Origin of the sequence: Haloechinothrix salitolerans, from assembly GCF_042662605.1 — a bacterium.
GTDB classification, from domain to species: domain Bacteria; phylum Actinomycetota; class Actinomycetes; order Mycobacteriales; family Pseudonocardiaceae; genus Haloechinothrix_A; species Haloechinothrix_A salitolerans.
This window is the reverse complement of sequence record NZ_JBHSXX010000001.1, coordinates 5,392,814-5,419,781: the sequence shown is the minus strand read 5'-3', so window position 1 is coordinate 5,419,781 and position 26,968 is coordinate 5,392,814. Positions and strand designations below refer to the sequence as shown.

Sequence of the window (26,968 nt, the reverse complement as noted above, 5' to 3'; positions counted from 1 at the left end):
TCGGCGTTGAGGTCCAGGCCAATGTGCGTAGCCAACCTGGAACGCTCGACGTCGCCCATCCCGTGCTCACTACGTGTGTTGCTTCGTTAGCCGCATGACGCGTGTCGGACCGATACCACGCAGCGTGTGCGTTCCGGCCGGGCGTAGTGCGTAGTCGGCCTCAACGCCGAGTTCGGTCGCCAGCTGCTGCGTCGTGAGGATGGTGGCGGGTTCGGCCAGACTTGTGAGTCGGCTGGCGAGATTTACGGTTGGGCCGAATACGTCGCCGAGATGACAGATGACCGGGCCGTAGGTGAGACCGATACGCACGGCGGGTATGTCGCGGTCATTGTCAAAGGTGGCGATGAGTTCGGTAGCGACCTCAGCGAGAATGTCAGTGTCGGCGGCGGAGAAAAGAATTCCGTCACCGAGAAGCTTGATAATAGTGCCGCCATGTGCGGTGATCGTGTCAGCACTGCGTCCTTCGAACCGTTCGATGATGTGCGTGAGCTCGGTTTCGGACGTGCGGTTGCTGAGCTCTGTGAATCCGACCATGTCGGCGAATCCCACGCCTAGGGTCGTCGGGCTGGTTCCGTCGTGATGCGCGTTGAGACGGTTTAGCGCGGCGCGCAGATGACGTCGCCAGGCGTAGCTGAAGAGCCATTCGAGATCGTGGCTTACGCGGGTTGTGTGTCGTCGTGCCTGCGCGGACTTGTCGTGATCTGGGTTGTCGCGTTGGTCGGGTGGTTCGTAGTGGAGTTCGACATGGGATGCGGCCAGTCGGGACATCGCCCGTCCAAGCAGCCTGGTGAAGTGGACCACCTGTGGCTCACTTACCGTTTCATCCGCGACCAGGCTTGTCAGAATGGGAAGAGCATTGATGTCTGAGGCGGTGAACTCCACCTCAGATTCATCGACGTTGGCGAAGCCGAGAGCGCGCCAGAATCTTCGGGCGCGGTGGATCGGTACATCTGTGGCCGCAGCGACATCACGGCTCGTGTAAGTCCGCGGTTCGCCGAGTATGTCGTCCGCCACCGATCTGTCGACGGAATGGCTCACTGGCTTTGGTCCTCGTGGTTGTACGCGATGTGGATGCCTGTCGGAGCAGGAACAACTGTGAGAAGTCGCATGTAAGTCTCCCGCAGGCGACAACTTCCCCGGCAAGGCGTGGGCACCACGGAGGCGCAGGCTCCTTCGGTGGCGTGGCCCGGCTGATCGTTCGAGGCACATAGAGGACGGTGCGCGCAACAGCGCGATCTCGCTCGACCACGAAGGTTCAGCTACCCGGACGAGTCGGACCGGCTGCGTTCGCGGCCACCCAGTCCGAGGGGTGCCAACCACCGTAAGGTCAGTCAGCTGTTCGTGTCCGGGGACGATGTTCGCGGCGGTCAGCGGCGGGGTGGGAGAGACCGCGCCAGTAGGATCAAGATTACCCACCTGTCGCAAGATCACAGCCCCGTCCGGTCAACGTCAGTAGCACAGGTATTAGTCGTGAGGGCCGATCGCAGGAGGGAGGCCGCAGTGTCCCATCTGGCGGACATGACCTGGGTGGCCCAGCGGTCACCGGCACATCCGTAGATCTTCGCGGCTAGTTCGTCGGCGCTGGGCGGGGTGTCCGGATGTCCGGGCGGCAGGTCGAGCGAGCTCGTGATTGTGGATCCGTCGTGCAAGTGCGCGGTGAGCCGAGTTGGTCCGGCAAAGACGCCGTCACCGTCTGGACTGGTGACGACCTCGACGCGCTCCATCACGTCGCGGACCTCTGGCCGCGTCACAGCCTTGTTGGTGAAGCTCGCGGTGGTGGGTGTTCGGTCGAGAAGGGCGGTGGCGATCGCGTATGGCAGGGAAAACTTGGCTTGGAGCCCGGTTTTCGGCCGGTCGTGAATCAGCGGTCGCAGCGAGGAGGCGGGGGCCTCGACCCGGAGGCGTGTGACTTGGTCGGAATCGACGTCTAGCAGTCGGGCCGCACCGATTGGTCGTTGCATCGCGTAGCAGCATGGGTAGAGCTTGACGGCAAGCCCGTCCGGAATCACTGGTCCGCCCCAATCCGGCTCCGTGGCGCCGCCCATTAGTTCGAACCACTGGTCGAACAAGCCGGGATCAGCGGTGGCACCTGCGGCGGCGAGCTTCGCCGCACGGACCCCGGAATCGACGGCGAAACCCACCTGCAGTGGCTTGGTGTCCGTGCCGAAGGCGCGCTGTACCCCACCTGCGGCAGGCGCCGCCAGTGCCAGTGCCCGAGCCAGGCCCTCCTCGTCGAGTCCCAAGGCCAGCCCGGCGGAGACAGCCGCGGCCGGTGCGCCGGCGGTGCACGTCGTGTGCCAGCCGCGTCGATAGTGCTCCCAGCCTAGTGCGGTGCCTAAGCGAGCCATGACGCCAGCGCCTCCGAGGTAGTCCCGCGCGCCACCTCCTGTGGCGAGCGTCGCGCTGACACAGACGATGCTGAGGTGCGATGTGGAAGAGAGGTGTACGTCGTCGAAGTCCAGTGCATGGCCGACGGCGGCCCACCGGATGGCTTCGGAAAGGCTTGCTGTCTGTGCGGCAACAGGAGCGTCGACCGCAGCGATCGTTACGGCGAGCGTGTCGGCCAATGCGCGCTGGGCGAGGTCGAGGTCACCGGGCTGGGGCACCAACCGCGACGCCCATTGGGCGAGTCCCACCGCCAGATCCTCCATGTTTCGCCTCCCACCTTGACATCACGACGATTATGGCACATCGTTCCTTATAGTGGAACATGTTGGCGTGAACGCGCATCAAGCTGGCTACCGGGGCGTACTGCTGTTCGCGCCAAGCGACCAACCGCGCAGGACCGTCCGTGCGTTGGCGGGTGACGCGGACGCCGTCGTGCTCGATCTCGAAGACCCGAGCCGGCGAAGGAAAAGGCACGCGAGCTCGTCGCCAAGTGGTGCGGGAGCAGCCCTGCCAGAACGTCGCGGTACGGGTTGACGTCGTCGGCACCGAGGCTTGCGACCGAGACCTGGACGCACTCGAACCCATCCTCGATCGGCTCACCAGCCTCCTCCTGCCGAAGGTCGAATCGGTCGCCGAGGTCGAGGTGGTGGCCGCGGCTCACGCACGCCGATCTCGCCGCGAGTCTTGGCATCGCGCTGACCGACCCGGACTGCGGTCTAGTGGAGGCCGACCGCCGTGTGGATCTCTCTGCTAAAAGCGCTGGAGAGAAGGATCTGCGTACGCCTTGCGTGCGCTGGCCCGATGCCGACGGCACCTGGTTCCGACGGTCTTCGCATATGATGCGCCGGGTCCCGGGCGAGTGTGACTACCACGTACTGGGCGACGCACGCCCGTTGGCCTGCGGCGGAACCTCACGGGGCGCTTGTGTGATCTCCTGATTGCTGTACGCGCGGTCGATTGGCGGCGCCTGCGCATCGACGACTTCCTTCCCGATCCCGTCATGGCGGCCGCACAGTACGAACTGAAACGATGGGAGGTTCCTGCGGCGCGACCAACCCGAGAACCAGGGAGATCAGTTCCCGATCGCGCGTCCACGTCCACGTCGAGGCGGCGAATCCGATGCGCTGTTGCGCGGCCGAGCTCTTCGACGCCGGCCAGCCGACAAAGAGCGGAAACTCCGCGAAACCCGGTACTACCAGATCGCACCCATCTCGACGAGTCTCATCCTGTCGTACGTGGGCGAGCACGTCCTTGGCATGCCGAGGAGCTTCTGACCTAATAGTGTGCCACAATGTGGATCGGTGTCCCGGACAGAAGGGGTGCCGATCCAGGTATGAGGAGGCCGTCCGATGAGCCAGCCCGAATACGGCAAGGCCATGGCGAGCGTGCTCAGCACATTGCGTGTGCTCGAAGAGGTCGCGCAACGGCAGCCAGTCGGCGTTTCCGAACTCGCGCGAGCGACGGAGATGCCGAAAAGCACGGTGCAGCGATGTCTGGTGACCCTGCGCACCGCAGGCTGGTTGCGCATCGTCGATACCGATCGTGCGCGGTGGGGAGTGACCAGCAAGCCGCTCGGAATCGGTCTGCGAGCCGCCGGCGAGGCCGGTCTGCGTGACGCGGCCGGCCCGCACCTGGAGACGCTGCGAGACGCGACGAACGAGACCATCCACTTCGCCGTCCGGGACGGGAACTCATTGCGGATCCTCATGCGGCGGGACTCGAGCCAGGCCGTCCGCACCTTCGTTGAGGTCGGCACTCGGGCGCCGCTGCACGCCACGTCGTGCGGGATGGCCATTCTGGCGAAGATGACACCGGACGAATCCGAGGTCGCACTCGACGGCGAGCTGAGGAGGTACACCGACACCACGATCGTCACAAAGAAGGCGTTGCTCGACGAAGTCGAGCGCACGCGTGAGCGCGGCTACGCCGTCAACGACGCCTCCTGGTGGCGGCCCGATGTCTGCGCCATCGGCGCCGCGATCGTCAACGCGGCGGGCAAACCCGTCGCCGCGCTGGCGGTGTCGGTCCCGTCGAGCCGGTTCTACCGGCAGAACGAGGCATTTTACGCCAAACAGGCACTCGACGCGGCCGAGAAGATTTCGAAGGCACTCCTCGAAACCTAAACCGTGGGCCCACCGGACGAATGTCCGAAAGCCCACGATCACGTACGTTAAGCAGCGGCCTCGCGCATCCGCGTCATGGGGTGCGTGGCTAGCGCGGTCACCTCGATATCGGCGTAGTGACGGATGGGCAAGCTGGCGAGCACCTCCTCCAGCGCGTCCGCGTCTGGTGCCGACCATATGCCGACGTTCGCGCGGGTGCCAGGCACCCGCCAGAAATACCGGATGACGTTCTCCTCCATCAGCTCAAGTCCCCGGACCCGCTCCCGCTTGATGAGCGCGGTGCGTTCGTCCTCCGGGAGCTCGTAGGCGCGCGAGGCGTCGACACGAACTAAAAAATCCATTGCTGCTCCTTTGTCAATCGAAGCCCAATCACCACGAACACCGGGAGCCGCAGCCCAGTCCGAGGGAGTCGGTCCATGCGCGCATTGAGCTGCGCGGTCGACCTGGGCTGGGGTGGTGCGGTCATGGCTACTCCTGGACGTCCGTGGCCGGGCGACCCGACTTGATGCGAGAAACCTGTCGTAACGTACCCCATTGCGGAACGTTGTGCTGTATGGTGGTCCAGAAATCTTGAGTTGTCGCCTGGATCGCTGTCAAGCGCACGGCATCCGGCGACCGGACCTGCGGTTCCGCCGTCGCCACCGTGGCGGTCGGAGCCCGGTTTTCCACGGAGGACGTTATGGACCCCTTGCAGCTGCTCGACCCAGGCGGCAACCTGCACGACGACCCGGAGTGGACGCTCGACGTGACACCGGAACTGTGCCGCGATCTCTACCGGAGGATGCGGATCGCGCGGAGTCTCGACAGTGCCGCCTTAGCCCTGCAACGACAGGGCGAGCTAGGGCTGTGGTTACAGTCTCTCGGGCAAGAGGCGGCCCAGGTCGGCTCGATCACCGCGCTGCGAGAGACCGACCACGTCTTCCCGAGCTACCGCGAGCATGCGGCGGCGTTGTGCCGCGGCATCACCCCGGCCGAGTTGCTGGTGCAGTGGCGGGGGAACCGGCACAGCGGTTGGGATCCGCAACAGTATCGATTCCACATCTACACCCTGGTCCTGGCGGCCCAGTTGCCCCACGCGACCGGATACGCCATGGGCGTCCAGCGTGACGGCGCCGACGAGATCGTCGCTGTGTATTTCGGGGACGGCGCGGCTAGCGAGGGCGAGGCGAACGAGGCGTTCAACTGGGCAGCCGCGGCGGACGTGCCGTTGCTGTTCTTCTGTCAGAACAACCATTGGGCCATCTCGACGCCGGTACGAACGCAGATGCGCGCGCCGCTGTTCCAGCGGGCCCGCGGGTTCGGGCTCGATGCGTACCGCGTCGACGGTAACGACGTCCTGGCGGTGCACGCGGTCACACGCACCGTCGCCGATCGGATCCGAGCCGGGGGCGGCCCGGCGCTTATTGAGGCCGTGACCTACCGGATGGCTGGCCACAGCACCTCTGACGACCCGGACCGCTATCGGACGGTGAGCGACGTGGATGCGTGGTCTCTTCGTGACCCCATCGCCCGGTTGGAGGCGTTGCTGGTCCGGCAAGGCTGGTTGGACGGTGATCAGCGAGCCGCGGTCGAGGCGGAATGCACGGCACTGGCGGAACAGACCCGTACGGCGTGCCGCGAGTTGCCGCTGGGCGAGCTTTCGGATCTGTTCAGCGCAGTGCTTGCCGAGGAGACACCGTTGCTCGCCGGGGAACGTCGCCAATTCCAGAAACTCGCACAGTCCTACCAGGACTGATGCCCGATCGAACGGGAGCGAACATGCCCGTACTCACCTTGTCTCAAGCGATCAACACCGGCCTGCGCCGCGCCCTCGAAGACGATCCGTCGGTGATCGTCATGGGCCAGGACGTTGGCGGCCTTGGCGGCGTGTTCCGCGTGACTGACGGTTTGCAGAAGGATTTCGGTACCGAACGGGTGATCGACACCCCGCTGGCGGAGGCCGGCATTGTCGGAACTGCGATCGGCCTGGCGCTGCGCGGGTACCGGCCGGTCTGTGAGATCCAGTTCGACGGCTTCGTGTATCCGGCTTTCAACCAGATCGTCTCGCAACTGGCGAAGTTGCGGGCACGCAGCGGTGGCAGGCTCGCAATGCCAGTAGTCGTACGGATCCCGGTCGGTGGTGGCATCGGCGCTGTCGAACACCACAGCGAATCCAATGAGGCATACTTCGCGCATACTGCGGGGCTCCGGGTCGTGTGCTGCTCGAACCCCCATGACGGGCATTGGCTGCTGCGACAGGCGATCGACTGCGACGACCCGGTGATCTTCTACGAGCCGAAACGTCGCTACTGGAACAAGGCCGATGTGCCCGAGGATCCCAGCGACCTGCCGCGCTTCGAGCACGCCCAGGTACTGCGGAGTGGTGGCGACGTCACCGTGCTCACCTACGGGGGCATGGTCGACACCTGCCTGCGAGCGGCGGAAGCTGCCGAGGAGGAAGGGCAGTCGCTTGAAGTGATCGACCTGCGCACGCTGTCCCCGTTGGACATCGAGACGATCACGGAGTCGGTGCGCGGAACGGGCCGGTGTGTAGTCGTCCACGAGGCACCGACGTTCGCCGGGCTCGGCGCCGAGATCGGCGTCGCCGTGACCGAGCACTGCTTCTACCACCTCGAAGCTCCTGTCTTGCGAGTTGGCGGCTACAACACGCCCTATCCGCCTGCCAAGTTCGAGGATCAGTACTTGCCCGACCTCGACCGCGTGCTCGACGCCGTCGACCGATCAATTGCTTGGTGAAACGATGAGTGTACAAGAATTCCGTTTGCCCGACGTCGGGGAAGGTCTCACTGAAGCCGAGATCGTGAAATGGCATGTCGCGGTCGGGGACACCGTAGGCATCAACGATGTCCTGGTCGAGATCGAGACCGCGAAGTCCGCGGTGGAATTGCCGTCGCCGTTCGCAGGAACGGTCGCCGCGCTCCTCGTCGAGGAGGGACAGACCGTCGCGGTTGGTTCGCCCATGGTGACGATTGGCGAGCCGGAAACGAAGCCGACGGTTCTGGTCGGCTACGGACCCAGCGAGAACGGGGGAGCGCGCCGCAGGCGAGCCACGCGCGCTGTCGACGTGGATGCAGCTCCGCGAGGTCCCGCGCACGCGCTCGCGAAGCCACCGGTGCGCAAGCTCGCGAAGGATCTCGGGGTCGACCTCGGCGTACTGGCCCCGAGTGGGCCCGGCGGGGTTGTGACCCGAGACGACGTCCTACGCCATGTCGACGCCGGACACCGGGAGGCGGCCCCCAAGCCGGAAGCGGCCACCAGGATCCCGGTTAAGGGCGTGCGCAAGGCCACCGCGGCCGCCATGTCGGCAAGTGCGTTCACGGCGCCGCACGTCACCGAGTTCCTCACCGTGGACGTGACCCGCTCTGTCCGTCTGGTCGACAAGCTCAAGGCGGAGCCTGTCTTCCGCGAGCACAAGGTGACGATGTTGCTCCTGGTGGCACGGGCGCTGCTCGCTGTGGCCCGTGAGTTCCCCGAGATCAACTCCTCGTGGGACGCCCAAGCCGGTGAGATCGTGCTGCATCACGAAGTGAACCTCGGCGTCGCCGCCGCCACCCCGCGCGGTCTTCTCGTGCCGAACATCAAGAACGCGGGCTCCCTTTCCCTGCCCGCGCTCGCGTCGGCGCTGACCGATCTGATCCGGACCGCGCGCGAGGGCAAGGCGACGCCGGCGGACATGGGCCATGGCACGATCACCATCACGAACATTGGCGTATTCGGGGTGGACGCCGGGACGCCGATCCTGAACCCCGGCGAGGCCGCGATCCTCTGCCTAGGCGCCGTGCGCAGAACCCCGTGGGAGCACAAGGGGAAGGTCGCATTGCGCTGGACGACTCAGCTCGCTCTGTCGTTCGACCACCGGTTGGTCGACGGCGAGCTGGGCAGCAAGGTCCTCGCTCGGATCGGGCAGATCCTCGCCGACCCGGAGTGGCAGCTGGTCTTGTCCTGATGGTCGTCGATCGATTCATTTAGTAGCACACCGTACTGTTTTCTGGACATCCCCCGGTCACCCGAGGAGCTGATCAATGACTAAACCCCCGCGAGCCTGACGGCCTTCTCTCGATGCCCAGAACGACGTGGACAAGGACGGCGACTTGGGTCCCGAGCTCGACGATCTCGACACTATGTGGGCGCATCGCCGAGCTCAGCCCCGAGGCCGTCCGGGCCTGGGCTCGTAGCAGACACGAGATCGCGGTCAACGGCTGGCGCTGCGAGGACATCAGCGCCCTCGATCGGGCAGAGGAACACATGCGATTGCCTGGCCGAACCGGCTTCGACGCTTGGACGACTCCCTCGCCCATGTGGGCGCCCGCCCGGGGGCTCTGGAACGCCATCGCGGGGGAGTGTGCCCGTCACTGGCTCGGCGCCTACCCATCAGAGAAGACACTCCGCCTCGCGCCGAGTAGCTGGCAGCACCCACGGGGACAGCCTGAACTGACCGCACGGAGCAATGATGCTTTCCACGCCGCGACCGAGTGATCAAGGATCTGCTCGAACGGCCGACACGCCGACCCAGATGGGGTGTGAAGCCTACGCTCACAACTTGTGGTTCACGGGAGCACGTCGGTCGTCAGGAGTCGCAGGCTCGCCATCACCTGTTCGTGTGGCATGCCCGGCCATTGCGCGCGCAGGAGCACGTCCCCGGCGTCCGTGTCAGCCACGAGCGCGCGAAGCTGAGCGCGGCATTGCCGCGGATCTCCGAGGATGAACCGCCCCTTGCGTAACTCGTCGAAGTCCTTGTCGAAGCGCTGAGACGCGGGCAGTACGCTGTCCTGACCCCACTTCCGGTAGGCGCGGTATTTCGTCTCCAACGCGGTGCGCACACCGTCGACCGCCTGTTGCTCGGTCTCAGCGACGTAGATCTCCTGGAGCACATGGACCTGCCTACCGCCACATTGCCGGAAGAATGACACCTGTCGTCGCAGGTAGTCACGGTCGACGTGGGCGGCGGCGGCCAGCCATGGCACACCGGATGCCGCAGTACGGCGCAGCGCGGCGTCGGTGTGCCCGGCCAGCCAGATCGGCGGGTGCGGCCGCTGTACCGGGCGCAGCACGGGGTGCACTGCATCCAAGGTCAAGGCCTCGCTGTGGAAGCTGACTTCCTCCTCGGTCCACAGCCTGCGCAGCAGGTCGATGTTGTCCCGGAAGCGGCGCAAACGGGCACCACGTGGCACGCCGAACGCGTCGAACTCGACCGCTCGGTAGCCGAGGCCTAGTCCTACGGTGAGCCGTCCGCCGGACATGATGTCGAGGGTGGCCAGGTGTTCAGCGAGATCAACAGGATTGGCCAAGGCGGCAAGCAGAATCGCGGTCCCGATACGCATCGAGCCGGTTTCCGGAACGATCCGACTGAGCACCGCTAGCGGGTGGAGATATTGAAACGGGTTGGCGAGGTAGTGCTGAGTCGCCCAGACCGAGTGGAATCCGGCGTCTCGCGCATAGCGAACCTGCTCGATCTGCTCGGCGAACCGGACTGCGCTGTCCTCGCCGGGGAGAAACTGACTGCACAACACCAGCCCGTACCGGGGTTCCATCACAGTGGCTCCTTATTGTTCCACGATGCAGTACATACATGCTGCTATGTAGCACAGCGCTTCGCTTGTTTTAGAAGTCAAAAAGCTGCCGGTTACCAGACGCGCGAACGCGACGTGATTGCCCGGTTGTGGTCCTGGGCGCGGGCCGGATAACTATCCTTCAACCCAGGTCACCGCGCTCGTGTTCTCCTTTGGGGCGCTGTCTGCTCACCGCCGATATGTCGATCGACACGTTCGGTTCCCCGCGCACATCGCCTACTGCTGTGCGACCACCTGACTCGCAACGTCCGTTAGGCAGAGCACAACGAGGTCATAGCGGTCGGCGAGTTGCTTGACTGCGATCGGCTGCAGGATCGCGCCGTCATCAGCGAGCAGTACTGCACTGGCCGCGATGGGCGGCAGGCCTGCGAGCTCGCACAAACGCACCGCACCTTCTTCGGCGCTCAGTGGTGCGGGCAAACGATCCTGCCTGACGCACGTCGGGACTACGTGCCCCGGGCGGATCAGGTCGGCTGGGCAGGTCCCAGGCGCGGCGAGGGCGCGCAAGGTCCGTGCGCGATCAGCGGCGCTGATTCCGGTCGTCACACCGTCTCTCGCGTCTACGGTGACGGTGTAGTGATTCCCGTGCGACGTTTGGTTGCGGCAGACCATTGGTGGCAGGCCGAGCAAATCGGCGCGGGCCGCTGGCATGGGAGCGCAGAGGAAGCCGGAAGTGTACTGAATCATCCACGCAACCCAGCCAACACTCGCCGTGGCGGCGGCGAGCACGGCGCTGCCGACGTCCGCAGAGTCGGTGATCAGTACCGGCTTCCCCTCAGTAAGTGCCGCCACGGCCTCGTCCACCTTCATGACCGTTCTGGCGCGAGGCGGCGCAACCCGCTCCGATGGAAGACGATCGGCTCGACGGTGGGTTGAACTCGCATTGCCCGGACGCGGAGAACCACGATGAGGTGATCCCCAGCCGCGGTGATGTCCGTGACGACTGTCGTGAGCCACACGCTAGCGCCGTCGATGAATAGCGCTCCACCTTGGTGTGTCTCAGTTCGCAACTCGGTGAAGCGTCCGGCCGCGTCGCCAGCTAGCGACCTGACCGCTCGCTCGTGCCGTTCACCGAGGACGCTGACCCCGATCTCCGACGAGCGCTGCAATGATGGCCACGTCGTCGACGTGTTCTGCACGCAGAACGCCACGAGGGGCGGCTCCAGTGACACCGGGACGAAACTGCTCACCGCCATCCCCACCCGTTCGCCGCCGATCTCCGCGCACACCGCGACGACTCCGGTAGGGAAATGGCCGAACGCTTCTCGTAATCCAGTGGGGTCGATGTCGACCGTGGTGCGCGTACTCATTCGTCCACCACCTTGCCCCCTCGGAGTGCTGCGAGGACTGGCGCCCAGCGCCCGGCGTACTCAGCGATCCGACCATCGTCCGCGTATGTGTTGTCATGGAGGTACAACCCCGGTGCGGGCGTTACGGCGCCGAGTTCGACCAGCACCGGCTTGAGGAGCAGGTCGGGCGCGAGCGCATGCGCCGGCCCCGCTCCCAACATAAGCGGGACGGCGATGACGCCTCGCAACCCGTCACCGGAAGCGAATCGGTCCAGGAAAAGCTTCAGCAGGCCGGTGTACGTTGCCTTGAACGTTGGACTGGCGATCACGGTCAGCTCGGACGCGGCGATCGTCTTGACGGCCTTGGCGACGCCCTCGTCGTGCCAGTCGAGTAGGCGGGCGCCGAGCGTGGTCAGATCGACGGTGACATCTGGAGCATGATCAGTGAGAGCCTCCGCGAGCATCGTGGCGGCTCCAAGTGTTCGCGAAGCAGGCTTGGGGTTTCCCACTACGACAGTCGTTGTCATGATTCTTGGTCTCCTTCTCGCGAGTGTGGAGCCGCAAGGCAACCAGGTCGGATTCTGGACCGCTGTTCCGTATAGTGGTACAGAAAGTGTTGCTGCACGCCGGGCTGGTGTCAAGTCTTCTTCGGCTTCGGGGTTGTGCCGTACCTGCACTTCGGATTGACACGTGCCCGAGGCTGTGCATAGATGAGAGCTCGAGAACTTGGAACGTCGTGCCGTAATTCGGAACGATGTAGGTAGAATTGGATGATCTAAGGAACGTGAGTTGGAATGGACATCGGAGTCTTCCTTCCCATCGGCAACAACGGGTGGCTTATCTCGAAGAGTTCACCCCAGTACCTGCCGAGCTTCGACCTCAACAAGCAGGTCACGCAGCGAGCCGAACACCATGGGTTCGACTTCGCACTCTCGATGATCAAGTTGCGAGGATTCGGTGGTGCGACGGAGTTCTGGGACCATAACCTGGAATCGTTTACGATGATGGCGGGGCTGGCCGCCGTGACGGACCGAATCCGCCTCTACGCGTCCACGCCGATCCTCGTGCTACCGCCGGCTATGGTGGCGCGCATGGCCGCCACGATCGATTCGGTCGCGCCCGGCCGCTTCGGGGTCAACATCGTGACGGGATGGGCAGCCGCCGAGTACAGCCAGATGGGCTTGTGGCCGGGCGACGAGCATTTCCGTAACCGCTACTCACGCGCGGCCGAGTACGTCACCGTCATGAAGCAACTGTGGCGCGACGGCGTCAGCGACTTCCGTGGCGACTTCTACAACATGCAGGACTGCGTGCTCTCCCCACGGCCGGCGAGCGGACACATCGACATCGTCGCGGCGGGTCAAAGCGCAACCGGAACGAAATTTGCCGCTGAATACGCGGATTTCAACTTCCTATTAGGCGTGGGAGTGAACACGCCGAGCGCGTTCGCGAAGAACACTGAACAGCTTCTCACCGCAGCGAAAGCGGCCAACCGAGATGTTGGCGCGATGACCTTGTTCATGGTGATCGCTGACGAGACCGACGAGGCAGCGCGCGAAAAGTGGCGTGACTACCACGATAACGCCGATGCGGAGGCGCTGGCATACATGGCGGGTGAGTCCGGTCGCGACCAGACGGCGGACGACAAATCGACGGCGCGGACAATGGTCGTCCCCGAGGGTGCGGTGAACTTCAACATGGGCACCTTGGTCGGGGCGTACGAGAACGTCGCGCGAATGCTGGACGAAATCGCCCAGGTGGAAGGAGTCAACGGCATCATGCTCGTCTTCGACGACTTCCTTGACGGCATCGAGAAATTCGGCACCCGCATCCAGCCGTTGATGAAGTCCCGGCGGGACCGGGCACCGGTGCGCTGACCATGTCTCGAGAACTGAGTGTCGCGGTCGTACAATCAGGCGAACTTACGACTGACCTCGAGACAAACCTCGTACGTCTCGGAGATCTCATCCGCGAAGCCGCGGCGCCCGGTTCCCGAGGCCGGGTTCCCGACCTGATCGTGCTACCCGAGCTCACCGCTACTCCCTACTTCTGCGGTAGCCGGGACATCGACTACCGATCGTGGGCACAACCGATCCCCGGTGACGTCACCAATTCTTTCGCCGTCCTCGCCGCGGAGCTCGGAGTCGCGATCGCATTCGGCTTGTATGAACGCACCCCGCAAGGAATATTCCACAATGCCGCGGCCATTGTGGATAACAACGGCGCGCTGATCACCTGGCACTTGCCATACGGCCACACGAGCCGGAGCTACCGAAAACTGTCGCTTCCCGTCGCCCGGATCGGCGGAATCGAAGTCGACGAAAGGCGCTGGTTCTCGCCAGGGCAAGCGCCAGCGGTGGTCGACCTCGCCGGGACGAGAATCGGCTGCGTCATCTGCTACGACCGGAGTTTCCCCGAATACTGGGCCGTCGAGCGACTACTGGGTGCGGAGATTGTCATCGTCATCGTGAGTTCACTGGGCAGCCGCGAAGATCTGTTTCTTGCCGAGCTGCGGACTCGCGCGATGGAGTCCCAGACCTGGGTGGTCGCGGCCAACAGGGCAGGCCGCGAGACTCTCGGCGGGGAGACGGCGGATTACTTCGGCCTCTCCGCGGTAGTACGACCGGACGGTCACATCGTGGCCCAGGCGCCCGCGCACCGCGCCAACGTCATCATCCGAGCCTGCCTCGCTCTCGACGAAGTGGGCTATGTCCGTGATCGCCTACCGCTCGGCCACGACCGGCGCGCCGACGTGCTCGAACAATTGGCAACCTTGGCCGTGGACGAACACGCGATCACTCGCGAACATCCTGACTGAATGAGGTCGCCCGCGCGTCTCGTCTGAGGGCTTCGAAAACCATGGCCAGTTTGTTCCGCGTACCACCTTTTACAGAACCGACCAATCACGAGGCGGAATCCCAACTAGCTGAGACTGGCGCCTCACCGTTGTCTTTGGTCGCGTGGCACCTCGTATCGAGTGGGCGAGAAGTCGCTGTAGACGCAGCACGGGGAGCCGTGTAATGTAGTCGTGCCGACTAACGGCATAGCGTGCCACAGGAAGGAACACGACGATGACGTTGCCACTCCAAGGCGTAGTGGTGGTGAGTGCCGAACAGGCGTTGGCGGGCCCGCTGGCGAGCAGGTCACTCGCCGACCTGGGTGCGACGGTTGTCAAGGTCGAGCGACCGGACGGTGGTGACTTCGCTCGCGACTACGACTCCGTTGTTCACGGCGTCGCTAGCGCGTTCGCCTGGCTCAACCGGTCGAAGAAGTCGGTGGTGATCGACCTGCAACGGCCGGAGGCCACCAAGGTGATGCGAGCGCTCCTGGCGAGAGCGGATGTGTTCCTCAGCAACCTGAAGCCCGGATCCCTTTCCAAGCTGGGCTACTCCGACGAACTGCTGGCCAGCACGTACCCGAACCTCATCACATGCACCATCGACGGCTATGGCTCCGCTGGTGGACGCTACGCAGGGAAGAAGGCCTACGACCTCATGATCCAGGCTGAGTCCGGACTCATGTCGCTAACCGGTACAGAGAAGCAGCCGGCTAGGGCAGGGATCTCCGTTGCCGATATAGCCGCCGGGTCGCAGGCGTCGCAGGCGATTCTTGCCGCGCTGATCGAACGGGAAAGGACCGGCCACGCCCGTCGAGTCCGTATATCCCTGCTCGATTCCTTGGCCGAATGGATGGGCCACCCGTTGCTCTACGCAATGCACGGCGGATCACAGCAGCGCCGGACCGGGACCTCCCACCCGACCATTGCGCCGTACGGACAGTTCGCCGTCGCAGATGGACAAGTCATGCTGGCCGTGCAGAACCAGAGAGAGTGGCGGCGCCTTTGTGATGAGGTCCTCCTGCGTACACGGCTCTCTGACGATCCGCGCTTTGTCAACAATGCGGCTCGGGTCGCGAATCGTGCTGAGCTCCGCGACGAAGTGGAAGCGGCGTTCCGCGACGTGCCCGCGGCAGAGGCTCTCGCCAGGCTGGACGCGGCCAACATCGCGAACGCGCGGCTCAATGACGTTCAGTCGTTCGTTGACGAGTACAAGGCGTTGGCGCCAGATCGGTGGTTCACCGTTCAGACAGCCGACGCCGATTTCCAAGCAGTGCTGCCGCCGCAGTTTGACGAAGACTTCGTTCCGCAGAATGCTCCGGTCCCCGACCTGGGTCAGCACACCCAGGAGGTTCTCGCATGGGCCGGCATCGCTAGCGAGGAGATTGACAGCCTTCTTTCTGATGGGATTGCGGGGGTTCGTAAATGACTGTCCACCAGTCCTCACAAGGACACTACTTCGAAGATTTCGTAGCCGGCGACGTGTACGAGCACGGCGTGGGCCGCACCGTGACCACTACCGACAACCTTTGGTTCACACTACTCACCCAGAACACGGCGAGGGCGCACCTTGATCACCACTTCGCCAGCAAAACCGAGTTCGGAAAGCCGTTGGTGAACTCTACCCTGACGTTCGCGATCATCAATGGCCAGTCTGTTGCGGACATCAGCCAGAACGTCATCGCCAATCTTGGATGGGACGCGGTCACCCTGCCTAACCCTGTGTTCGAGGGTGACACTCTGTACTCTGAGTCTGAGATTCTTGCGGTGCGTGAGTCCCAGTCGCGGCCCCACGCCGGGATCGTCCACGTGCGGACCAGAGGCTACAACCAGCGAGGCGAGGACGTGCTGGTCTACAGCCGTCACGTCATGGTCTACCGACGCGGCCACGCACCGAGTACCCATGAGCGCTAACGCCTCTGTCGTCTGCACCGCGCGGTCGTGGCTGTTCGTGCCCGGCAACCGGCCAGACCGCTTCTCGAAGGCCCTCAAAGCGGGCGCCGACGCCGTGGTAATCGACCTCGAGGACGCGGTCGCCGACGCCGACAAGGACGAGGCCCGCGACGTCGTGGTTCGGACGATCGAACAGGGAGTGCTCGATGGGTCGGTTTTCCTGCGCCTCAATGCGTTAGGTAGCCCATTTGGTTCTCGCGATTTAGCCGAACTAGCACGCCTCGGCTCGCTGGACGGTCTGTCGGGAGTGTTGCTCCCGAAGGTCGAGCACGCTGACCAAGTCGCTGCCTTCCGTGACCGGATGGGCGGCCACCTCCCGGTGGTGGCGATCGTAGAGACCGCTCAAGGCCTGGCGCGAGTCAACTCGATCGCGCAGGCAGACGGTGTGTCAAGACTCGTCAGCGGCAATCTAGACCTAGCCGAGGATCTAGGCTGCGATTTTGACACACCGGGTGTGCGTGGGCACGTCGAGTTCCCAATAGTGCTGGCGAGCCGCGTAGCCGGGCTGCCCCCGCCTGTTGAAGGCCCTGAAACCCAGCTCGGCGAGCCAACCGTCGTCGAAGCTGCGGCGCGGGCCGCTAGGGCGTTGGGATTCGGCGCAAAGATCTGCATTCATCCGTCGCAGGTCGACGCTGTTCACAGGGGCCTCCGACCACCGGAAGGTGAGCTGGCACGCGCGCGCAGAGTGCTCGCTGCTGTTGGAAGCGCCGCACCAGGCCGCGCGATCAAGGTCGACGGTCGGATGGTGGACAAGCCAGTAATTGAGTGGGCAAAGCGGATCGTGCAATCGACAGGAGAGAACCTTGACCACATTTGATATCTCGCCCGAGGAGAAGACCCTCGTTCAGACGGTCCGAACCTTTGTAGACAAGAAGGTCAAACCCGTGGTGTGGGAGCTTGAGGCCGAGAACACCTATCCCGAGCAACTCATCGACGAGATGAAGGACATGGGGATCTTCGGTTTGCTGATCGACGAGCCCTACAGCCCGGGCCGGGTGTCGGCCACCGCCTTCGCCATGGTCACTGAACAACTTGCCCGAGGCTGGATGAGCCTCGCCGGCGCGATGGGTGGGCACTCCGTAGTCTCGTATCTGATCGGGCAGTTCGGCACTGACGATCAGAAGCAGCGCTACCTCCCCCAGATGGCGACAGGCGAACTGCGTTCATCAATGGCGCTCACGGAGCCTGGCGGCGGGTCGGACCTTCAGGCGATGCGTACGGTGGCTCGCCGCGACGGCGACGAGTGGGTCGTCACTGGGTCGAAGACTTGGATCACCAATGCTCGGCGTGCGGGAATGACCGGGTTGCTGTGCAAGACCGACCCAAACGCCCAGCCGGCACACACTGGTGTCAGCATCTTGCTCGCCGAGAAGGCTCCGGGATTCCAAGTGTCACGTGATCTACCCAAGCTCGGCTATCGCGGGATCGAAACGTGTGAGCTCGTCTTCGATGACTACCGCGTTACGAATGAGAATCTACTCGGGGGCACGCCCGGTCGGGGGTTCGCGCAGATGATGCGCGCTCTCGAGGTGGGCAGGATCCAAGTGGCGGCGCGCGCGGTTGGGTTGGCACGCGCCGCGTTCGAAGAGGCGGTTACGTATGCGCAGGAGCGTGAGGCGTTTGGCCGCCAAATTTGGCGCCACCAGTCGGTGGGCAATTACTTGGCGGAGATGGCCACGTCACTTCACGCCGCTCGCGCGCTGACGCTGATCGCTGCGTCGAACTTCGACTCCGGGAAGCGTAGCGATCTAGAGGCGGGTGCCGCCAAGCTCTTTGCGACTGAGATGTGTGTCGATGTCTGCCTGAAGGCCATGCGAGTCCACGGTGGCTACGGGTACTCGAAGGAGTTCAACGTCGAGCGGTACTTCCGCGATGCGCCCTTGCTGCTCATCGGCGAGGGCACGAACGAAATCCAGAAGAACGTGATTGCGCGACAAGTTGTGGAGCGCCGTCAACTCTGGGAGTAGGCGTCCCACGTCGCTCGCGGACTTTCAGCTTCGATTGCGGTGACGATCTGTTGACATGGCCCGCGCGCACAGATTCAATGGTTCACTACGCGGCACAATGTGTCAGATAATGGCACACGGAGGACAGCATGCTTGACGTTCACGAACTGGAGTCCGGCTACGGGCTGGTGCCAGTGCTGCATGGGGTGACCCTGTCGGTGGAGGCGGGTGAAGTTGTCGTCGTACTCGGGCCGAACGGCGCTGGCAAGTCCACGTTGCTGCGCACCGTCTCGGGGCTGCTCTCCACTCGTCGGGGTGCCGTGTCGATCGCCGGGCGGCGGGTCACGGGTATGGCTCCGCATCGCATCGCGCGTTTGGGAGTGGCCCACGTGGTTGAGGGCCGCGGGATCTTTCCCAACTTGACGCTCCGGGAGAATCTGCTGCTCGGCCAGTACATGGCACGTCGAAAGTCCTCCGTCGGAAACATGCTCGAGGAGCCGCTGAGCGCTTTTCCTTGGATGAAGAGCCGCTTGGATCAATTGGGAGGACGGCTGTCGGGTGGCCAGCAGCAGATGGTCGCGATAGCCCGTGCACTTCTTGGTGACCCGCGTGTCCTTCTGCTTGATGAGCCGTCGCTCGGTCTGGCCCCCATCATTACCGAGGAGCTCTTTGGTGCAATCCGCGCGCTTGCGACGGACGACCGAGCAGTACTAGTTGTCGAGCAGCAGATCCATCGAGCCCTAGAGATCGCCGACCGTGGCTTCGTCTTGCAGCGCGGGCACATCGTCATGTCTGAGTCTGCGTCTCACCTCAAGCAGGACGACCGAGTGGCAAAGGCGTACATGTCGTGAACCAGGTACAAGAGAACCGACGAACCCACGCGCAAGGCGACCCGACCGTGCGGGTAGAGGCCTTAACAGTACAGTTCGGCGACTTTGCAGCGTTGCAGGACCTCACGCTTTCGGCATACCCCGGTGAGGTCGTAGGCGTCATCGGTCCAAACGGGGCCGGCAAGTCCACGCTGGTGAATGCCATGACTGGAATGACCCCTCCTGCGGCTGGCCGGATCGAGATGGATGGCAACCAGCTGCTACGCCAAGGGCCCGCGAGTCGCGCACGGCGAGGGATGATTCGAACGTTTCAGACTGCTCAGGTCTTCGACTCGCTTAGTGTCGAACGGAACCTGATGCTCGGCCGACGTCGTCCAGGTAGGCGCCAGGCCGCCAACGGAAGAAGCAGTGAGCGCGAGGTGCCCGTGTCGCTCCGGCACCTTCTGGGCCGACGCGGCGAACAAATAGGCGGCGGTCAGCGAAAGATGACCGAACTCCACCGTGCTCTGGCCGCGGAACCGCGACTGCTACTGCTCGACGAGCCGGTGGCCGGCGTTCCGGTCGCCGATCGCAAGGTCGTCCGCCAGTTGCTCCGACAGCACGTGGACCAAGTGGGCACCACCGTGCTGCTGATTGAGCACGACATGGAGTTCATCAGCGGGATCTGCGACTGGTTGTACGTCATGGCCGCGGGCGCGGTCATCAGTCAAGGCCCTTGGGACTTCGTGAGTAACGACCCGGTCGTTTTAGAAGCCTACCTCGGCGGTTTCTAGAGCGGCGCAAGCCCCGGTAGATCGATAAATACCAAAGAAGTACTACGCATCCCTGCAAGGAGATTGACATGATTCGACCCCAACCCGGCCAGCATCGGATACGCCGATTGGTTGCGGCCACCACAGCGGTAATGACCGTTGTGGCTGTCGCTGGTTGTGGCGGAAGCGCCGCCGACGACGGTTCTGTTTCTGCAGGCGGCACGATCGTTCTGGGTATCTCGGCTCCGCAGACTGGTCCACTCGCTATCAACAGCCAAGCGGCGGACGGCTTGGAAGCGTACTTCAAGAAGGTTAACGAGGCGGGTGGTGTCGCGGGCTACACCGTCGAAACGAACGTTGTCGACAATCAAGGCACGGTCAACGGAGGCGCCCAATCGGTTCGGACGCTGCTCTCGGATGACCCGTTCGCCGTGAGTGTCGTCAGTTCGGGCGCCTTCACGGGCGCAACGTCGGTTCTGCGCAACCAGCCGGATATGCCAGTCCTCGCACTTTCTAGCGGAGCGGCCATCGATGCGGCCGACCTCGACACGGCATACGGATTGTTCACCGACTACACCACTGAAAGCTTCGCGGCGATCGATGCTCTCACTGAAATGGGGCACTCCGAGCTCGCCCTCGTGTACGACCCAACCTTTGCGCAGGAGTCTGCCGATTCGGACGCCGAGTACGCGGACGAAAAGGGCGCAGAACTGGTGGAGAGCATTCAGATGCCTTCGTCATCGAGCAACTATACGCCGGCAGTCCAGAAGATCCGCAGCAGTGGCGCCGACGGCGTCATCCTTCAGGTGGCGCAGCAGGGTGTCGCGGGGTTGCGCAAGGCTGCTCAAGAAGCTGGCTTGGACGTACCGATGGTTGCGTACTCCGGGAACCTGGACGCGGGCATGATCGAACTCGCCGGTCAGGCCGCGGACGGTCTCTACGTCACGGGTCTTTTCCCGCTCCTCAACGATTCTTCCCCAGCCGTGAAGGAGTTCCGCGACACCATGGAGCAGTATAAGCCCGGCTCGGTGTCGGTTCTCGGCATGGTCGGCTGGAATGCCGGCGCCTTGATCGAGGCCGGCATCCAGCGGGCCGCCAAGTCGGAGGAGAGCCTGACGTCTGCCAACTTTCTTGCTGCGCTCGAGGAGCTGGGTGGCCAGTCCATTGGCGTTCTCGACCAAGTGGGTTGGACCGAGGAGGCACACGACTCGCTGGACGGTGAGGACACGTCGACCTTCACGCTGTACCAGGTGCAGGACGGTGACTTTGTCAAGGTCGAATGAGGCGCTTACCCCGGCGCACAGCTTTTCAAAGCCAGCACAAGAGAACTGAGAGTTTGAGACATGTGGACCATCGTTCTGAGCGGTTTGGTGACCGGCGGTCTCTACCTCGCCATCTCACTGGGAGTGGTCGTGACCATCAGGTTCGCCCACGCAGTGAACTTCGCCCACGGTGCGATCGCCACGCTGGCCGCCTACGTAGGCTGGCAAATACTGCGGGACGGTCACAACCCCGTAGTCGCCTTCCTCGCGGCGGCAGCGATCGGCGGCGTACTCGCCGTGGTGGTCTCCGTGTTGTTGGCGCGATACCTGCCCAGAGCGGCAGAGCTGACAACAGCGATGGCCACCTTCGGACCTGCCCTCGCCTTCATTGGTCTCGCGGGCTACGTGTGGGGTGAGAGCCCCCAACCGCTGTCAGAACCCGGGGCCCTAGGGGGCGCGGTATCGGTGCTCGGAGCCACTGTCGGAAAGTTCGAATTGGTAGCCCTGTGCGTCTCCCTCGCCGTCGTTGCGATGCTTTCGCTGTTACTGCGAGGGACGTCGATGGGGCTGGCTCTGCGCGCCTGCGCTGACGACCCCGCCACGGCTTCGCTCAATGGCATCAATGTGTCGCGACTGCAATCGATGGTCTGGGCTTTTGCCGGTATGACTGCGGGCGTGGCGGGGCTGACGATCAGTATGGCAGCGCAGCTCGACCCCAACTTTTTGACCGGATTCCTAATCGAGGCGTTCACGGCTGTGGTGCTCGGCGGCATCGGAACCCTCGGGGGCGTTGTACTCGGCAGCCTTCTGTATGGAATCGTCGTTGCTGGCGTTTCCTTCTACCTAGGCACGGAATACGTCCCCGCGGTGTCATTGGGCGTGCTCGCCATCGTATATCTGGTGCGGCCCACCGGACTCTTGGGAGGAGAGCGTCTAGCCACCACAAATCGGGTTTCTATCGAGGCCGGTACGAACCTGAAGCTCTCCCGGGCGCTTGTCCGATCTGGTTGGACGGTGCGGGGGATGGGCGCGGCCCGCCTAACCGTGGGTCGGCCGGGGTTGATCGCGGTGGCGGCGGTTCTGCTAGCGGGTCTGGTGCTGGTGCCAAGGTTGATGCCAACCGCGTGGATCTTCGTCGGCGCATCCGCTCTCGCTATGACGATCGCGGTTTCCGGGCAGAAGTTCCTATCTGGCCTCTCCGGACGACTAGCAGTGGCCCAAGGCGGCTTTATGCTGGTGGGAGGATTCGTCGCCGCGAACCTCGCACTCCACTCCGGGCTGCCCGCGCTTCTTGCCATCGTGGCTGCGGTACCTGTGGGCGTGCTTCTCGGGGCGGCACTCGGGTTGAGCATCCTCCGGATCTCAGGGCTCTATCTCGCGATCATGACCTTGCAGTTCACGCTGGCCGTGACCGAGTTGGCGCGATCATGGACCGGCGTGACCGGGGGAGAGGTCGGCCTGATCTTGCCCCCTGTGTCGCTGGCCGGTCGCTCCCTGATTGAGCCGTACGACCTGTGGCTGCTGTCGTTGGCGTGTGCTGCCGTTGCGTTGGGCGTGCTGGTCGTGATTGCCCGTAGTTCTTTGGGCATCCGTGTCCGCGCGGCCCGTGACAGCAACGACGGTGCATCGGCACTTGGGTACGACACACGCTTACTGGCGGTCGTAGCGGTTGCTATCAGCGCGGGTGCGGGCGCATTTGCGGGCGCGTTGTCAGCATTCCAGGTCGGTGTCGTCACGCCGGAGTCCTTCACGCTGTGGACCAGTGTCTACGTGCTGCTCGCTGCTACCGTGGCGGGGCAGGACTCACTCGCCGTCGGACCGGTTCTCGGTGCGGCTTTGGTAGTCGTCCTGCCGTTCGCACTGGCTTCTGCTGGAGGATTAAGTGCCGTTATCTTCGGGACTGCGATTATCCTTGCTCTCGTTCTACGTGAGTCGCTAGCACGAGCGCGCAACCTTGAGGCCCACGACGAGGAGGTCGCGTTAGACGACGACAAGCTCGTAATCGCATGACTTGGCCAAGTGCCGAGTTCCGGGCTTTGTTAGCGTGCGGGCGGAGCGGAGTTTGTCCCCGGTACGGGCAGGGGAAGGCAGTGCACATGGCTGATGAACGAGGGGGAGACATGGTGCTGGACGACACGCAGGCCGCTACACGGCCGACACGGCAAAGTGCCGGTGTGGTGAGCGTGCTGAACGCCCTCAGAATCTTGGAGGCGGTCTCGCATCAGCAGCCGGTGGGGGTCTCTGAACTCTCGCGTCACGTCGACCTCCCCAAGAGCTCAGTCCAGCGGTCCCTCCGGACGCTGGAATCGGCCGGTTGGCTGCGTATGGTCGATAGGTCGCGGTGGGGACTGACCGCGAAGGCGCTGGGCATCGGGCTGCGTGCCAGTGGCGAGTGGGACATTCGGACAGTAGCGCAGCCGGTGATGAGGCGCCTATGCGCGGAAACCAATGAGACGGTCCACTTAGTGCTGCGCGATGACGACGAGGGCATCGTTGCAGCTCGAGAGGACAGTTCACAAACGATCAGAACGTATGTGGCGCTGGGCACGCGTGCACCGCTGTACGCGACCTCATCGGGTATCGCCATTATGTCCCGTCTTCCAGAAGAAGAGACCGCAGCCATTCTCGATGGCGATCTGAAGAGCTTCACCGACACCACAGTCACTGACCCAGAGTTGTTGATGGGCGAGGTGCGCCGTACCGCCGAAAGAGGATACGCCTTCAACCCCTCGTCATGGTGGCGTCCGCATGTTGCCGCCGTTGCCGCCCCGATCCTAAACGGCGCCGGTGAACCGTTAGCAGCTCTCGTCATTTCCATTCCCGACTTCAGGGTCACCGAGGAGGTAGCGGCGGCTATAGGCGAGAGCGTCCGTGCGGCCGCCACCGAAGTGTGTAGCCAACTGCCGTGAAGGATTGGCGCCAAAAGCGAACTGGTTGACGTTGACGGTTCTACGGCTTTGAGCCCACTTTGGGCTGTCTGATTCGCGAGAATTGTGGCCCGGCAGATCGACGGTCGGGCCAGCCGATATGGCCGACGAAGATTCGTGGCGCGAGGGATACTCGAAGGCGTCCATCCCGGAGGAGACGAGCTTCAGTCGCGAGCGCGCAATGGCTGTTGCGCTGGAGAACCGGTTGCGCACGAGGATCCAAATCCGGTGTCCTCGATCAGGCGTTGACTTGAGTCCGCTCGCCTGGGGCGACGCCCTTGTGTGAGTGGAAGGAGACGCTCGGTGCCACGTTCGTGTCGTTGACTGCGCCGCTCCCAGGGAGCCATCCCGCGTGGGAACTGGTGAACGCGTGCACCCGCGCGGGATGAGCGGGAGTCGCTAAGTCCAGTACTCGATCCTCTCAGCAATTCTTTCGATCGTGCTTCTTGACGGAACACTGTGCCGCTGTATGATACGTCATAGTTTGGTTTGACAAGACTTGAGAGGTGCGCCATGACCGACCGAGAGCTTGAACCACTGCACGATGCAGCAGCAGGCAACCTGCTGTTCCACACCGGCCGGTGGGGCGGCCCCGCCGGCTACCGTTGGCGCGGGCCTGACGGTGACGAGGCGGGCTTGGTGCCCTCCTGGCAGGAGCTCGAGCTGGACAGGCTGCGCGGGCTGGGTCTCGTCGTGATCGAACCGGGGCGTGGCCCGTTCGATCGCAAGGTCACCGTCACCGAACGAGGCATTGCTGCGCTTCGCATGGCGGACGCAGCCTGACCCGGCGGCTCGCGACGACCCGGCGCGACCAGCGCGCAGGACCGCGACGGCGGCCGACGGGTGCTGGCACGAGCCAAGATGGCAGTGCCCTCGATCGCCCTGGTGTGGGCCGACGGTGGCTACGCGGGCAAGCTCGTCGCCTGGGTTCAGCAGCGCTGCCGGATCCTGCTCGAGATCGTGCGCAAACCCGAGGGACAGCGCACCTTCGAGGTCCTGCCGCGTCGCTGGGTGGTGGAACGCACCCTGTCCTGGCTGGTGCGCTGCCGTCGCCTCGGCCGCGACTACGAAGGTCTCCCCGAACATGCCGAAGCCATGGTCAAGTGGTCCGTGATCGGCCTCATGGCCCGACGCCTGGCACCCGCCCCCCCACACACGACGCCCCTGGCAACCCGCTCACACCAGATAACCCCTTTCCCAACACCTACTTAGGAGTGCCTATGGCCACCAGCGCGTCGCGGCCGTCCCCACATGCTCAAAACGCGGTTCACGAAACGGCGGGCGGCGAAGGCATCATCAAGTCTCCCGAACAAGTCGTCGACGTCGTTGAGGCTCACGCATCGCATCACCGAATTCCTGACAGGATCGAGTGGCCAGACGCCAACCGCGTGGCGGTCAATCTCACCGTCGACTTCGATGCCATGCTGCTCCGCAAATTGCTCGACGAACCGCCGATGCAACTTGGGAAGGGTGAGTTCGGGGGCCGAGTCGGCGTCTGGCGCTTGCTTGAGCTCTTCAGGCGGCACAATGTCTCCGCGACCTTCTTTGTGCCAGGACGCATCTGCGAGCTCTACCCGGATGCGGTCCGCCAAGCTGCCGCAGACGGGCATGAGGTCGCCGACCACATGTGGGAGCACCGTGTTCCTGCCGATTATGAGATCGAGCGGGCACACCTGGTCCGCACGGCTGATGCACTCGCTGCCACAACCGGCATCCGGCCAATAGGGAGTCGCAGTTGGCACGACGCCGATCTGATGAGCGAGTTGGGCTACCTCTACAACTCGCATGATGCTGCCGACGATCGGCCCCACTTTGTCACGACCGACAGCGGCACGGAACTGGTCAGCCTCCCATTCCACTATACGTGGGATGACGCCATGTACTTCAACTTCGCTTGGCTCAACACCGAGAATAGTGCGCAGCGCATGGCAGACAGCGACCGAGTGTTGGAGCTCTGGTGGGACGCCTTCCAGCAGCAATATAAAGTCGGAGGCTATTTGAACCTCTGTCTACACCCCGAATTCTCGGGACGTTCGCTGCGCATCGACATGCTCGATGAACTCATTCGACGGATGAAGTCATTCGACGGCGTCTGGTTCTCGACCTGCGCCGACGTCGCACGACACATGCTTGGCGCTGGAAGGAGCTGAGGGGCCATGCCATGGAAAAACCGATACACGGTCTCCGACGAACGCTGCTTTGCCGATGAGCAAGTGACGTGGCCAGGCGTCAAGAAAGCTGCGTTCACGCTCACGATCGACCTCTCTCCCACTTGTCGCGCCGAAGGACTGCGACTCCATGACTTTCAGACGCCCGAGGCATTCTATGGCATGAATCGCGGAATGGACGTACTGCGTCAAACGCTCGGTAAACATGCTGTCCGTGCGACATTCGCAGTTCCCGGCGTAATGGCGGAAGCCTATGCGCCGCTGTTGCGCAGCCTCGAGTCTGAAGGTCACGAGGTGGCAGCGCACGGATGGGTACACGAGGATCCCAGTTTGCTTGACGAGAATGAGGAGGAGGCGCGGTTGGCGCGCACCACCGACAGTCTTGGTCAGGCGCTTGGTCACCGGCCATGGGGCTGGTTCAGCCTGCCGCGCCCATCGGACAAGTACGCCGGAGGTGGACTTAGCGACCAAACGGTCGCGCTGTTGGTCAAGCACGGCTATGAGTACCTCGGCAACAGCACCGTGGACGACCGACCGCACTATTGGCTCACCGATGCACAGAAGTCGGCGGGCATTTTGTCAATGCCCTACTACTACCACTTCGACGACCAGTTCTTCCTGCTGTTCCCGGCCAGAGGAACCGGGCTCGAGCACATGGATGCGCTCGAACGTAACTGGCGACGTGAACTGCGTGCGCAGCAAAACCGAGGGTTGGTCTTCAACGCTACCGTGCACCCGCACGCCATCGCCTGGCCCCATCGACTGTGGCGTTTCGACACCCTCTTGGCAGACGTGATGAGAGATGGCACTTGGTGGAATCCTACGGCGCGGGAGTGTACTGCCCATTGGAGAACTCTGCAGCCACTCGAGGACGTGTCGATTTCAGAAGAGATCTGGACACATTACGAAGACAGCTTGAACTAA

At 63.6% G+C, this 26,968-nt stretch carries 26 protein-coding genes and 1 pseudogene; 20 read left to right on the top strand and 7 right to left on the bottom strand.

Annotated elements, in window-relative coordinates; translation table 11 throughout:
• Positions 1-69: 69 nt before the first annotated feature.
• Together ACFQGD_RS25770 and ACFQGD_RS25765 are read right to left on the bottom strand one after the other, a co-directional pair.
• Positions 70-1,038 carry an adenylate/guanylate cyclase domain-containing protein gene (locus ACFQGD_RS25770; protein WP_345402390.1) on the bottom strand — a complete coding sequence of 323 codons (969 nt, stop codon included), beginning with the start codon at positions 1,036-1,038 and terminating at the stop codon, positions 70-72.
• Positions 1,039-1,427: 389 nt separating this feature from the next.
• The gene (locus ACFQGD_RS25765; protein ID WP_345402393.1) at positions 1,428-2,651 is read right to left on the bottom strand and encodes an MmgE/PrpD family protein; all 1,224 of its coding nucleotides are present in this window, start codon (positions 2,649-2,651) and stop codon (positions 1,428-1,430) included.
• A 67-nt stretch (positions 2,652-2,718) separates the two neighbouring features.
• Between ACFQGD_RS25765 and ACFQGD_RS25760 the strand changes: the two genes are divergently transcribed.
• Positions 2,719-2,922, top strand: coding sequence for a hypothetical protein (locus tag ACFQGD_RS25760; protein WP_345402396.1), 204 nt, complete (start codon positions 2,719-2,721; stop codon positions 2,920-2,922).
• Positions 2,923-3,737: 815 nt separating this feature from the next.
• Positions 3,738-4,511, top strand: coding sequence for an IclR family transcriptional regulator (locus tag ACFQGD_RS25755; RefSeq protein WP_345402399.1), 774 nt, complete (start codon positions 3,738-3,740; stop codon positions 4,509-4,511).
• A 47-nt stretch (positions 4,512-4,558) separates the two neighbouring features.
• Here ACFQGD_RS25755 and ACFQGD_RS25750 read toward each other — a convergent pair whose 3' ends face one another.
• Positions 4,559-4,852: a muconolactone Delta-isomerase family protein gene (locus tag ACFQGD_RS25750; RefSeq protein WP_345402402.1), complete on the bottom strand. Its 294-nt coding sequence runs from the start codon at positions 4,850-4,852 to the stop codon at positions 4,559-4,561.
• Between the two features lie 338 nt (positions 4,853-5,190).
• On the opposite strand from ACFQGD_RS25750, the gene ACFQGD_RS25745 reads away from it, so the two are divergent.
• Genes ACFQGD_RS25745 through ACFQGD_RS25735 form a run of 3 tightly spaced genes read left to right on the top strand, consistent with a single transcriptional unit; the run spans position 5,191 to position 8,457 of the window.
• A complete protein-coding gene (locus tag ACFQGD_RS25745) occupies positions 5,191-6,246 on the top strand; it encodes a thiamine pyrophosphate-dependent dehydrogenase E1 component subunit alpha (RefSeq protein WP_345402405.1) in 1,056 nt (351 codons plus the stop codon).
• 23 nt (positions 6,247-6,269) lie between these two features.
• Positions 6,270-7,247 (top strand): alpha-ketoacid dehydrogenase subunit beta, encoded by a 978-nt coding sequence (locus tag ACFQGD_RS25740; protein ID WP_345402408.1) that lies wholly within the window; start codon positions 6,270-6,272, stop codon positions 7,245-7,247.
• A 4-nt stretch (positions 7,248-7,251) separates the two neighbouring features.
• A complete protein-coding gene (locus ACFQGD_RS25735) occupies positions 7,252-8,457 on the top strand; it encodes a dihydrolipoamide acetyltransferase family protein (RefSeq protein ID WP_345402411.1) in 1,206 nt (401 codons plus the stop codon).
• Positions 8,458-9,058: 601 nt separating this feature from the next.
• Here the strand turns inward: ACFQGD_RS25735 and ACFQGD_RS25730 are convergent.
• From ACFQGD_RS25730 to ACFQGD_RS25715, 4 genes are all read right to left on the bottom strand, one after another.
• Entirely contained in the window at positions 9,059-10,042 is a 984-nt protein-coding gene (locus tag ACFQGD_RS25730) for an LLM class flavin-dependent oxidoreductase (RefSeq protein ID WP_345402413.1), read from the bottom strand.
• A 255-nt stretch (positions 10,043-10,297) separates the two neighbouring features.
• On the bottom strand, positions 10,298-10,873 hold the full coding sequence (locus ACFQGD_RS25725) for a 3,4-dihydroxy-2-butanone-4-phosphate synthase (RefSeq protein ID WP_345402416.1): 576 nt from the start codon (positions 10,871-10,873) through the stop codon (positions 10,298-10,300).
• A gap of 14 nt (positions 10,874-10,887) precedes the next feature.
• Positions 10,888-11,391 (bottom strand): flavin reductase family protein, encoded by a 504-nt coding sequence (locus ACFQGD_RS25720; protein WP_345402419.1) that lies wholly within the window; start codon positions 11,389-11,391, stop codon positions 10,888-10,890.
• On the bottom strand, positions 11,388-11,897 hold the full coding sequence (locus tag ACFQGD_RS25715) for an NADPH-dependent FMN reductase (protein WP_345402422.1): 510 nt from the start codon (positions 11,895-11,897) through the stop codon (positions 11,388-11,390). Before ACFQGD_RS25715 ends, ACFQGD_RS25720 begins: the two co-directional genes overlap by 4 nt.
• Positions 11,898-12,164: 267 nt before the next feature.
• On the opposite strand from ACFQGD_RS25715, the gene rutA reads away from it, so the two are divergent.
• The 15 genes and pseudogenes from rutA (at position 12,165) to ACFQGD_RS25640 (ending at position 26,968) form a co-directional block, all read left to right on the top strand.
• Entirely contained in the window at positions 12,165-13,247 is a 1,083-nt protein-coding gene (gene rutA, locus ACFQGD_RS25710; protein ID WP_345402425.1) for a pyrimidine utilization protein A, read from the top strand.
• A gap of 2 nt (positions 13,248-13,249) precedes the next feature.
• Positions 13,250-14,188: a carbon-nitrogen hydrolase family protein gene (locus ACFQGD_RS25705; protein ID WP_345402428.1), complete on the top strand. Its 939-nt coding sequence runs from the start codon at positions 13,250-13,252 to the stop codon at positions 14,186-14,188.
• 253 nt (positions 14,189-14,441) lie between these two features.
• Positions 14,442-15,635 carry a CaiB/BaiF CoA transferase family protein gene (locus ACFQGD_RS25700; RefSeq protein ID WP_345402432.1) on the top strand — a complete coding sequence of 398 codons (1,194 nt, stop codon included), beginning with the start codon at positions 14,442-14,444 and terminating at the stop codon, positions 15,633-15,635.
• Positions 15,632-16,120, top strand: coding sequence for a MaoC family dehydratase (locus ACFQGD_RS25695; protein WP_345402435.1), 489 nt, complete (start codon positions 15,632-15,634; stop codon positions 16,118-16,120). The genes ACFQGD_RS25700 and ACFQGD_RS25695 overlap by 4 nt, the downstream gene beginning before the upstream one ends.
• On the top strand, positions 16,110-16,976 hold the full coding sequence (locus ACFQGD_RS25690; protein ID WP_345402437.1) for an HpcH/HpaI aldolase/citrate lyase family protein: 867 nt from the start codon (positions 16,110-16,112) through the stop codon (positions 16,974-16,976). Before ACFQGD_RS25695 ends, ACFQGD_RS25690 begins: the two co-directional genes overlap by 11 nt.
• Before the next feature lies 1 nt (position 16,977).
• Complete coding sequence (locus ACFQGD_RS25685; protein ID WP_390221153.1) at positions 16,978-18,126, top strand: acyl-CoA dehydrogenase family protein; 1,149 nt, start codon at positions 16,978-16,980, stop codon at positions 18,124-18,126.
• Between the two features lie 128 nt (positions 18,127-18,254).
• Complete coding sequence (locus tag ACFQGD_RS25680; RefSeq protein WP_345402442.1) at positions 18,255-18,956, top strand: ABC transporter ATP-binding protein; 702 nt, start codon at positions 18,255-18,257, stop codon at positions 18,954-18,956.
• Positions 18,953-19,708 carry an ABC transporter ATP-binding protein gene (locus ACFQGD_RS25675; RefSeq protein ID WP_345402445.1) on the top strand — a complete coding sequence of 252 codons (756 nt, stop codon included), beginning with the start codon at positions 18,953-18,955 and terminating at the stop codon, positions 19,706-19,708. Before ACFQGD_RS25680 ends, ACFQGD_RS25675 begins: the two co-directional genes overlap by 4 nt.
• A 68-nt stretch (positions 19,709-19,776) precedes the next feature.
• On the top strand, positions 19,777-20,970 hold the full coding sequence (locus ACFQGD_RS25670; RefSeq protein WP_345402448.1) for an ABC transporter substrate-binding protein: 1,194 nt from the start codon (positions 19,777-19,779) through the stop codon (positions 20,968-20,970).
• A 60-nt stretch (positions 20,971-21,030) separates the two neighbouring features.
• Entirely contained in the window at positions 21,031-22,959 is a 1,929-nt protein-coding gene (locus tag ACFQGD_RS25665; RefSeq protein WP_345402451.1) for an ABC transporter permease, read from the top strand.
• Positions 22,960-23,045: 86 nt separating this feature from the next.
• Positions 23,046-23,858: an IclR family transcriptional regulator gene (locus tag ACFQGD_RS25660; protein WP_345402454.1), complete on the top strand. Its 813-nt coding sequence runs from the start codon at positions 23,046-23,048 to the stop codon at positions 23,856-23,858.
• A gap of 531 nt (positions 23,859-24,389) precedes the next feature.
• The gene (locus ACFQGD_RS25655; RefSeq protein ID WP_345402457.1) at positions 24,390-24,659 is read left to right on the top strand and encodes a hypothetical protein; all 270 of its coding nucleotides are present in this window, start codon (positions 24,390-24,392) and stop codon (positions 24,657-24,659) included.
• Between the two features lie 42 nt (positions 24,660-24,701).
• A pseudogene (locus ACFQGD_RS25650) lies at positions 24,702-25,088 on the top strand (transposase); the annotation flags it as partial.
• Between the two features lie 8 nt (positions 25,089-25,096).
• Positions 25,097-26,026 carry a polysaccharide deacetylase family protein gene (locus ACFQGD_RS25645; protein WP_345402460.1) on the top strand — a complete coding sequence of 310 codons (930 nt, stop codon included), beginning with the start codon at positions 25,097-25,099 and terminating at the stop codon, positions 26,024-26,026.
• Between the two features lie 6 nt (positions 26,027-26,032).
• Positions 26,033-26,968, top strand: a complete 936-nt coding sequence (locus ACFQGD_RS25640) for a polysaccharide deacetylase family protein (RefSeq protein ID WP_345402463.1) — start codon at positions 26,033-26,035, stop codon at positions 26,966-26,968.

What these genes read in the sequence shown, in the direction of transcription:
- ACFQGD_RS25690 (WP_345402437.1), top strand. Translation starts at nt 16,110, where the DNA reads ATGAGCGCTAACGCCTCTGTCGTCTGCACCGCGCGGTCGTGGCTGTTC.
- ACFQGD_RS25735 (WP_345402411.1), top strand. Translation starts at nt 7,252, where the DNA reads ATGAGTGTACAAGAATTCCGTTTGCCCGACGTCGGGGAAGGTCTCACT.
- ACFQGD_RS25680 (WP_345402442.1), top strand. Translation starts at nt 18,255, where the DNA reads ATGCTTGACGTTCACGAACTGGAGTCCGGCTACGGGCTGGTGCCAGTG.
- rutA (WP_345402425.1), top strand. Translation starts at nt 12,165, where the DNA reads ATGGACATCGGAGTCTTCCTTCCCATCGGCAACAACGGGTGGCTTATC.
- ACFQGD_RS25765 (WP_345402393.1), bottom strand. Translation starts at nt 2,651, where the DNA reads ATGGAGGATCTGGCGGTGGGACTCGCCCAATGGGCGTCGCGGTTGGTG.
- ACFQGD_RS25645 (WP_345402460.1), top strand. Translation starts at nt 25,097, where the DNA reads ATGGCCACCAGCGCGTCGCGGCCGTCCCCACATGCTCAAAACGCGGTT.
- ACFQGD_RS25670 (WP_345402448.1), top strand. Translation starts at nt 19,777, where the DNA reads ATGATTCGACCCCAACCCGGCCAGCATCGGATACGCCGATTGGTTGCG.
- ACFQGD_RS25695 (WP_345402435.1), top strand. Translation starts at nt 15,632, where the DNA reads ATGACTGTCCACCAGTCCTCACAAGGACACTACTTCGAAGATTTCGTA.
- ACFQGD_RS25655 (WP_345402457.1), top strand. Translation starts at nt 24,390, where the DNA reads ATGACCGACCGAGAGCTTGAACCACTGCACGATGCAGCAGCAGGCAAC.
- ACFQGD_RS25745 (WP_345402405.1), top strand. Translation starts at nt 5,191, where the DNA reads ATGGACCCCTTGCAGCTGCTCGACCCAGGCGGCAACCTGCACGACGAC.
- ACFQGD_RS25715 (WP_345402422.1), bottom strand. Translation starts at nt 11,897, where the DNA reads ATGACAACGACTGTCGTAGTGGGAAACCCCAAGCCTGCTTCGCGAACA.
- ACFQGD_RS25700 (WP_345402432.1), top strand. Translation starts at nt 14,442, where the DNA reads ATGACGTTGCCACTCCAAGGCGTAGTGGTGGTGAGTGCCGAACAGGCG.
- ACFQGD_RS25640 (WP_345402463.1), top strand. Translation starts at nt 26,033, where the DNA reads ATGCCATGGAAAAACCGATACACGGTCTCCGACGAACGCTGCTTTGCC.
- ACFQGD_RS25660 (WP_345402454.1), top strand. Translation starts at nt 23,046, where the DNA reads ATGGCTGATGAACGAGGGGGAGACATGGTGCTGGACGACACGCAGGCC.
- ACFQGD_RS25705 (WP_345402428.1), top strand. Translation starts at nt 13,250, where the DNA reads ATGTCTCGAGAACTGAGTGTCGCGGTCGTACAATCAGGCGAACTTACG.
- ACFQGD_RS25740 (WP_345402408.1), top strand. Translation starts at nt 6,270, where the DNA reads ATGCCCGTACTCACCTTGTCTCAAGCGATCAACACCGGCCTGCGCCGC.
- ACFQGD_RS25720 (WP_345402419.1), bottom strand. Translation starts at nt 11,391, where the DNA reads ATGAGTACGCGCACCACGGTCGACATCGACCCCACTGGATTACGAGAA.
- ACFQGD_RS25665 (WP_345402451.1), top strand. Translation starts at nt 21,031, where the DNA reads ATGTGGACCATCGTTCTGAGCGGTTTGGTGACCGGCGGTCTCTACCTC.
- ACFQGD_RS25750 (WP_345402402.1), bottom strand. Translation starts at nt 4,852, where the DNA reads ATGGATTTTTTAGTTCGTGTCGACGCCTCGCGCGCCTACGAGCTCCCG.
- ACFQGD_RS25755 (WP_345402399.1), top strand. Translation starts at nt 3,738, where the DNA reads ATGAGCCAGCCCGAATACGGCAAGGCCATGGCGAGCGTGCTCAGCACA.
- ACFQGD_RS25730 (WP_345402413.1), bottom strand. Translation starts at nt 10,042, where the DNA reads ATGGAACCCCGGTACGGGCTGGTGTTGTGCAGTCAGTTTCTCCCCGGC.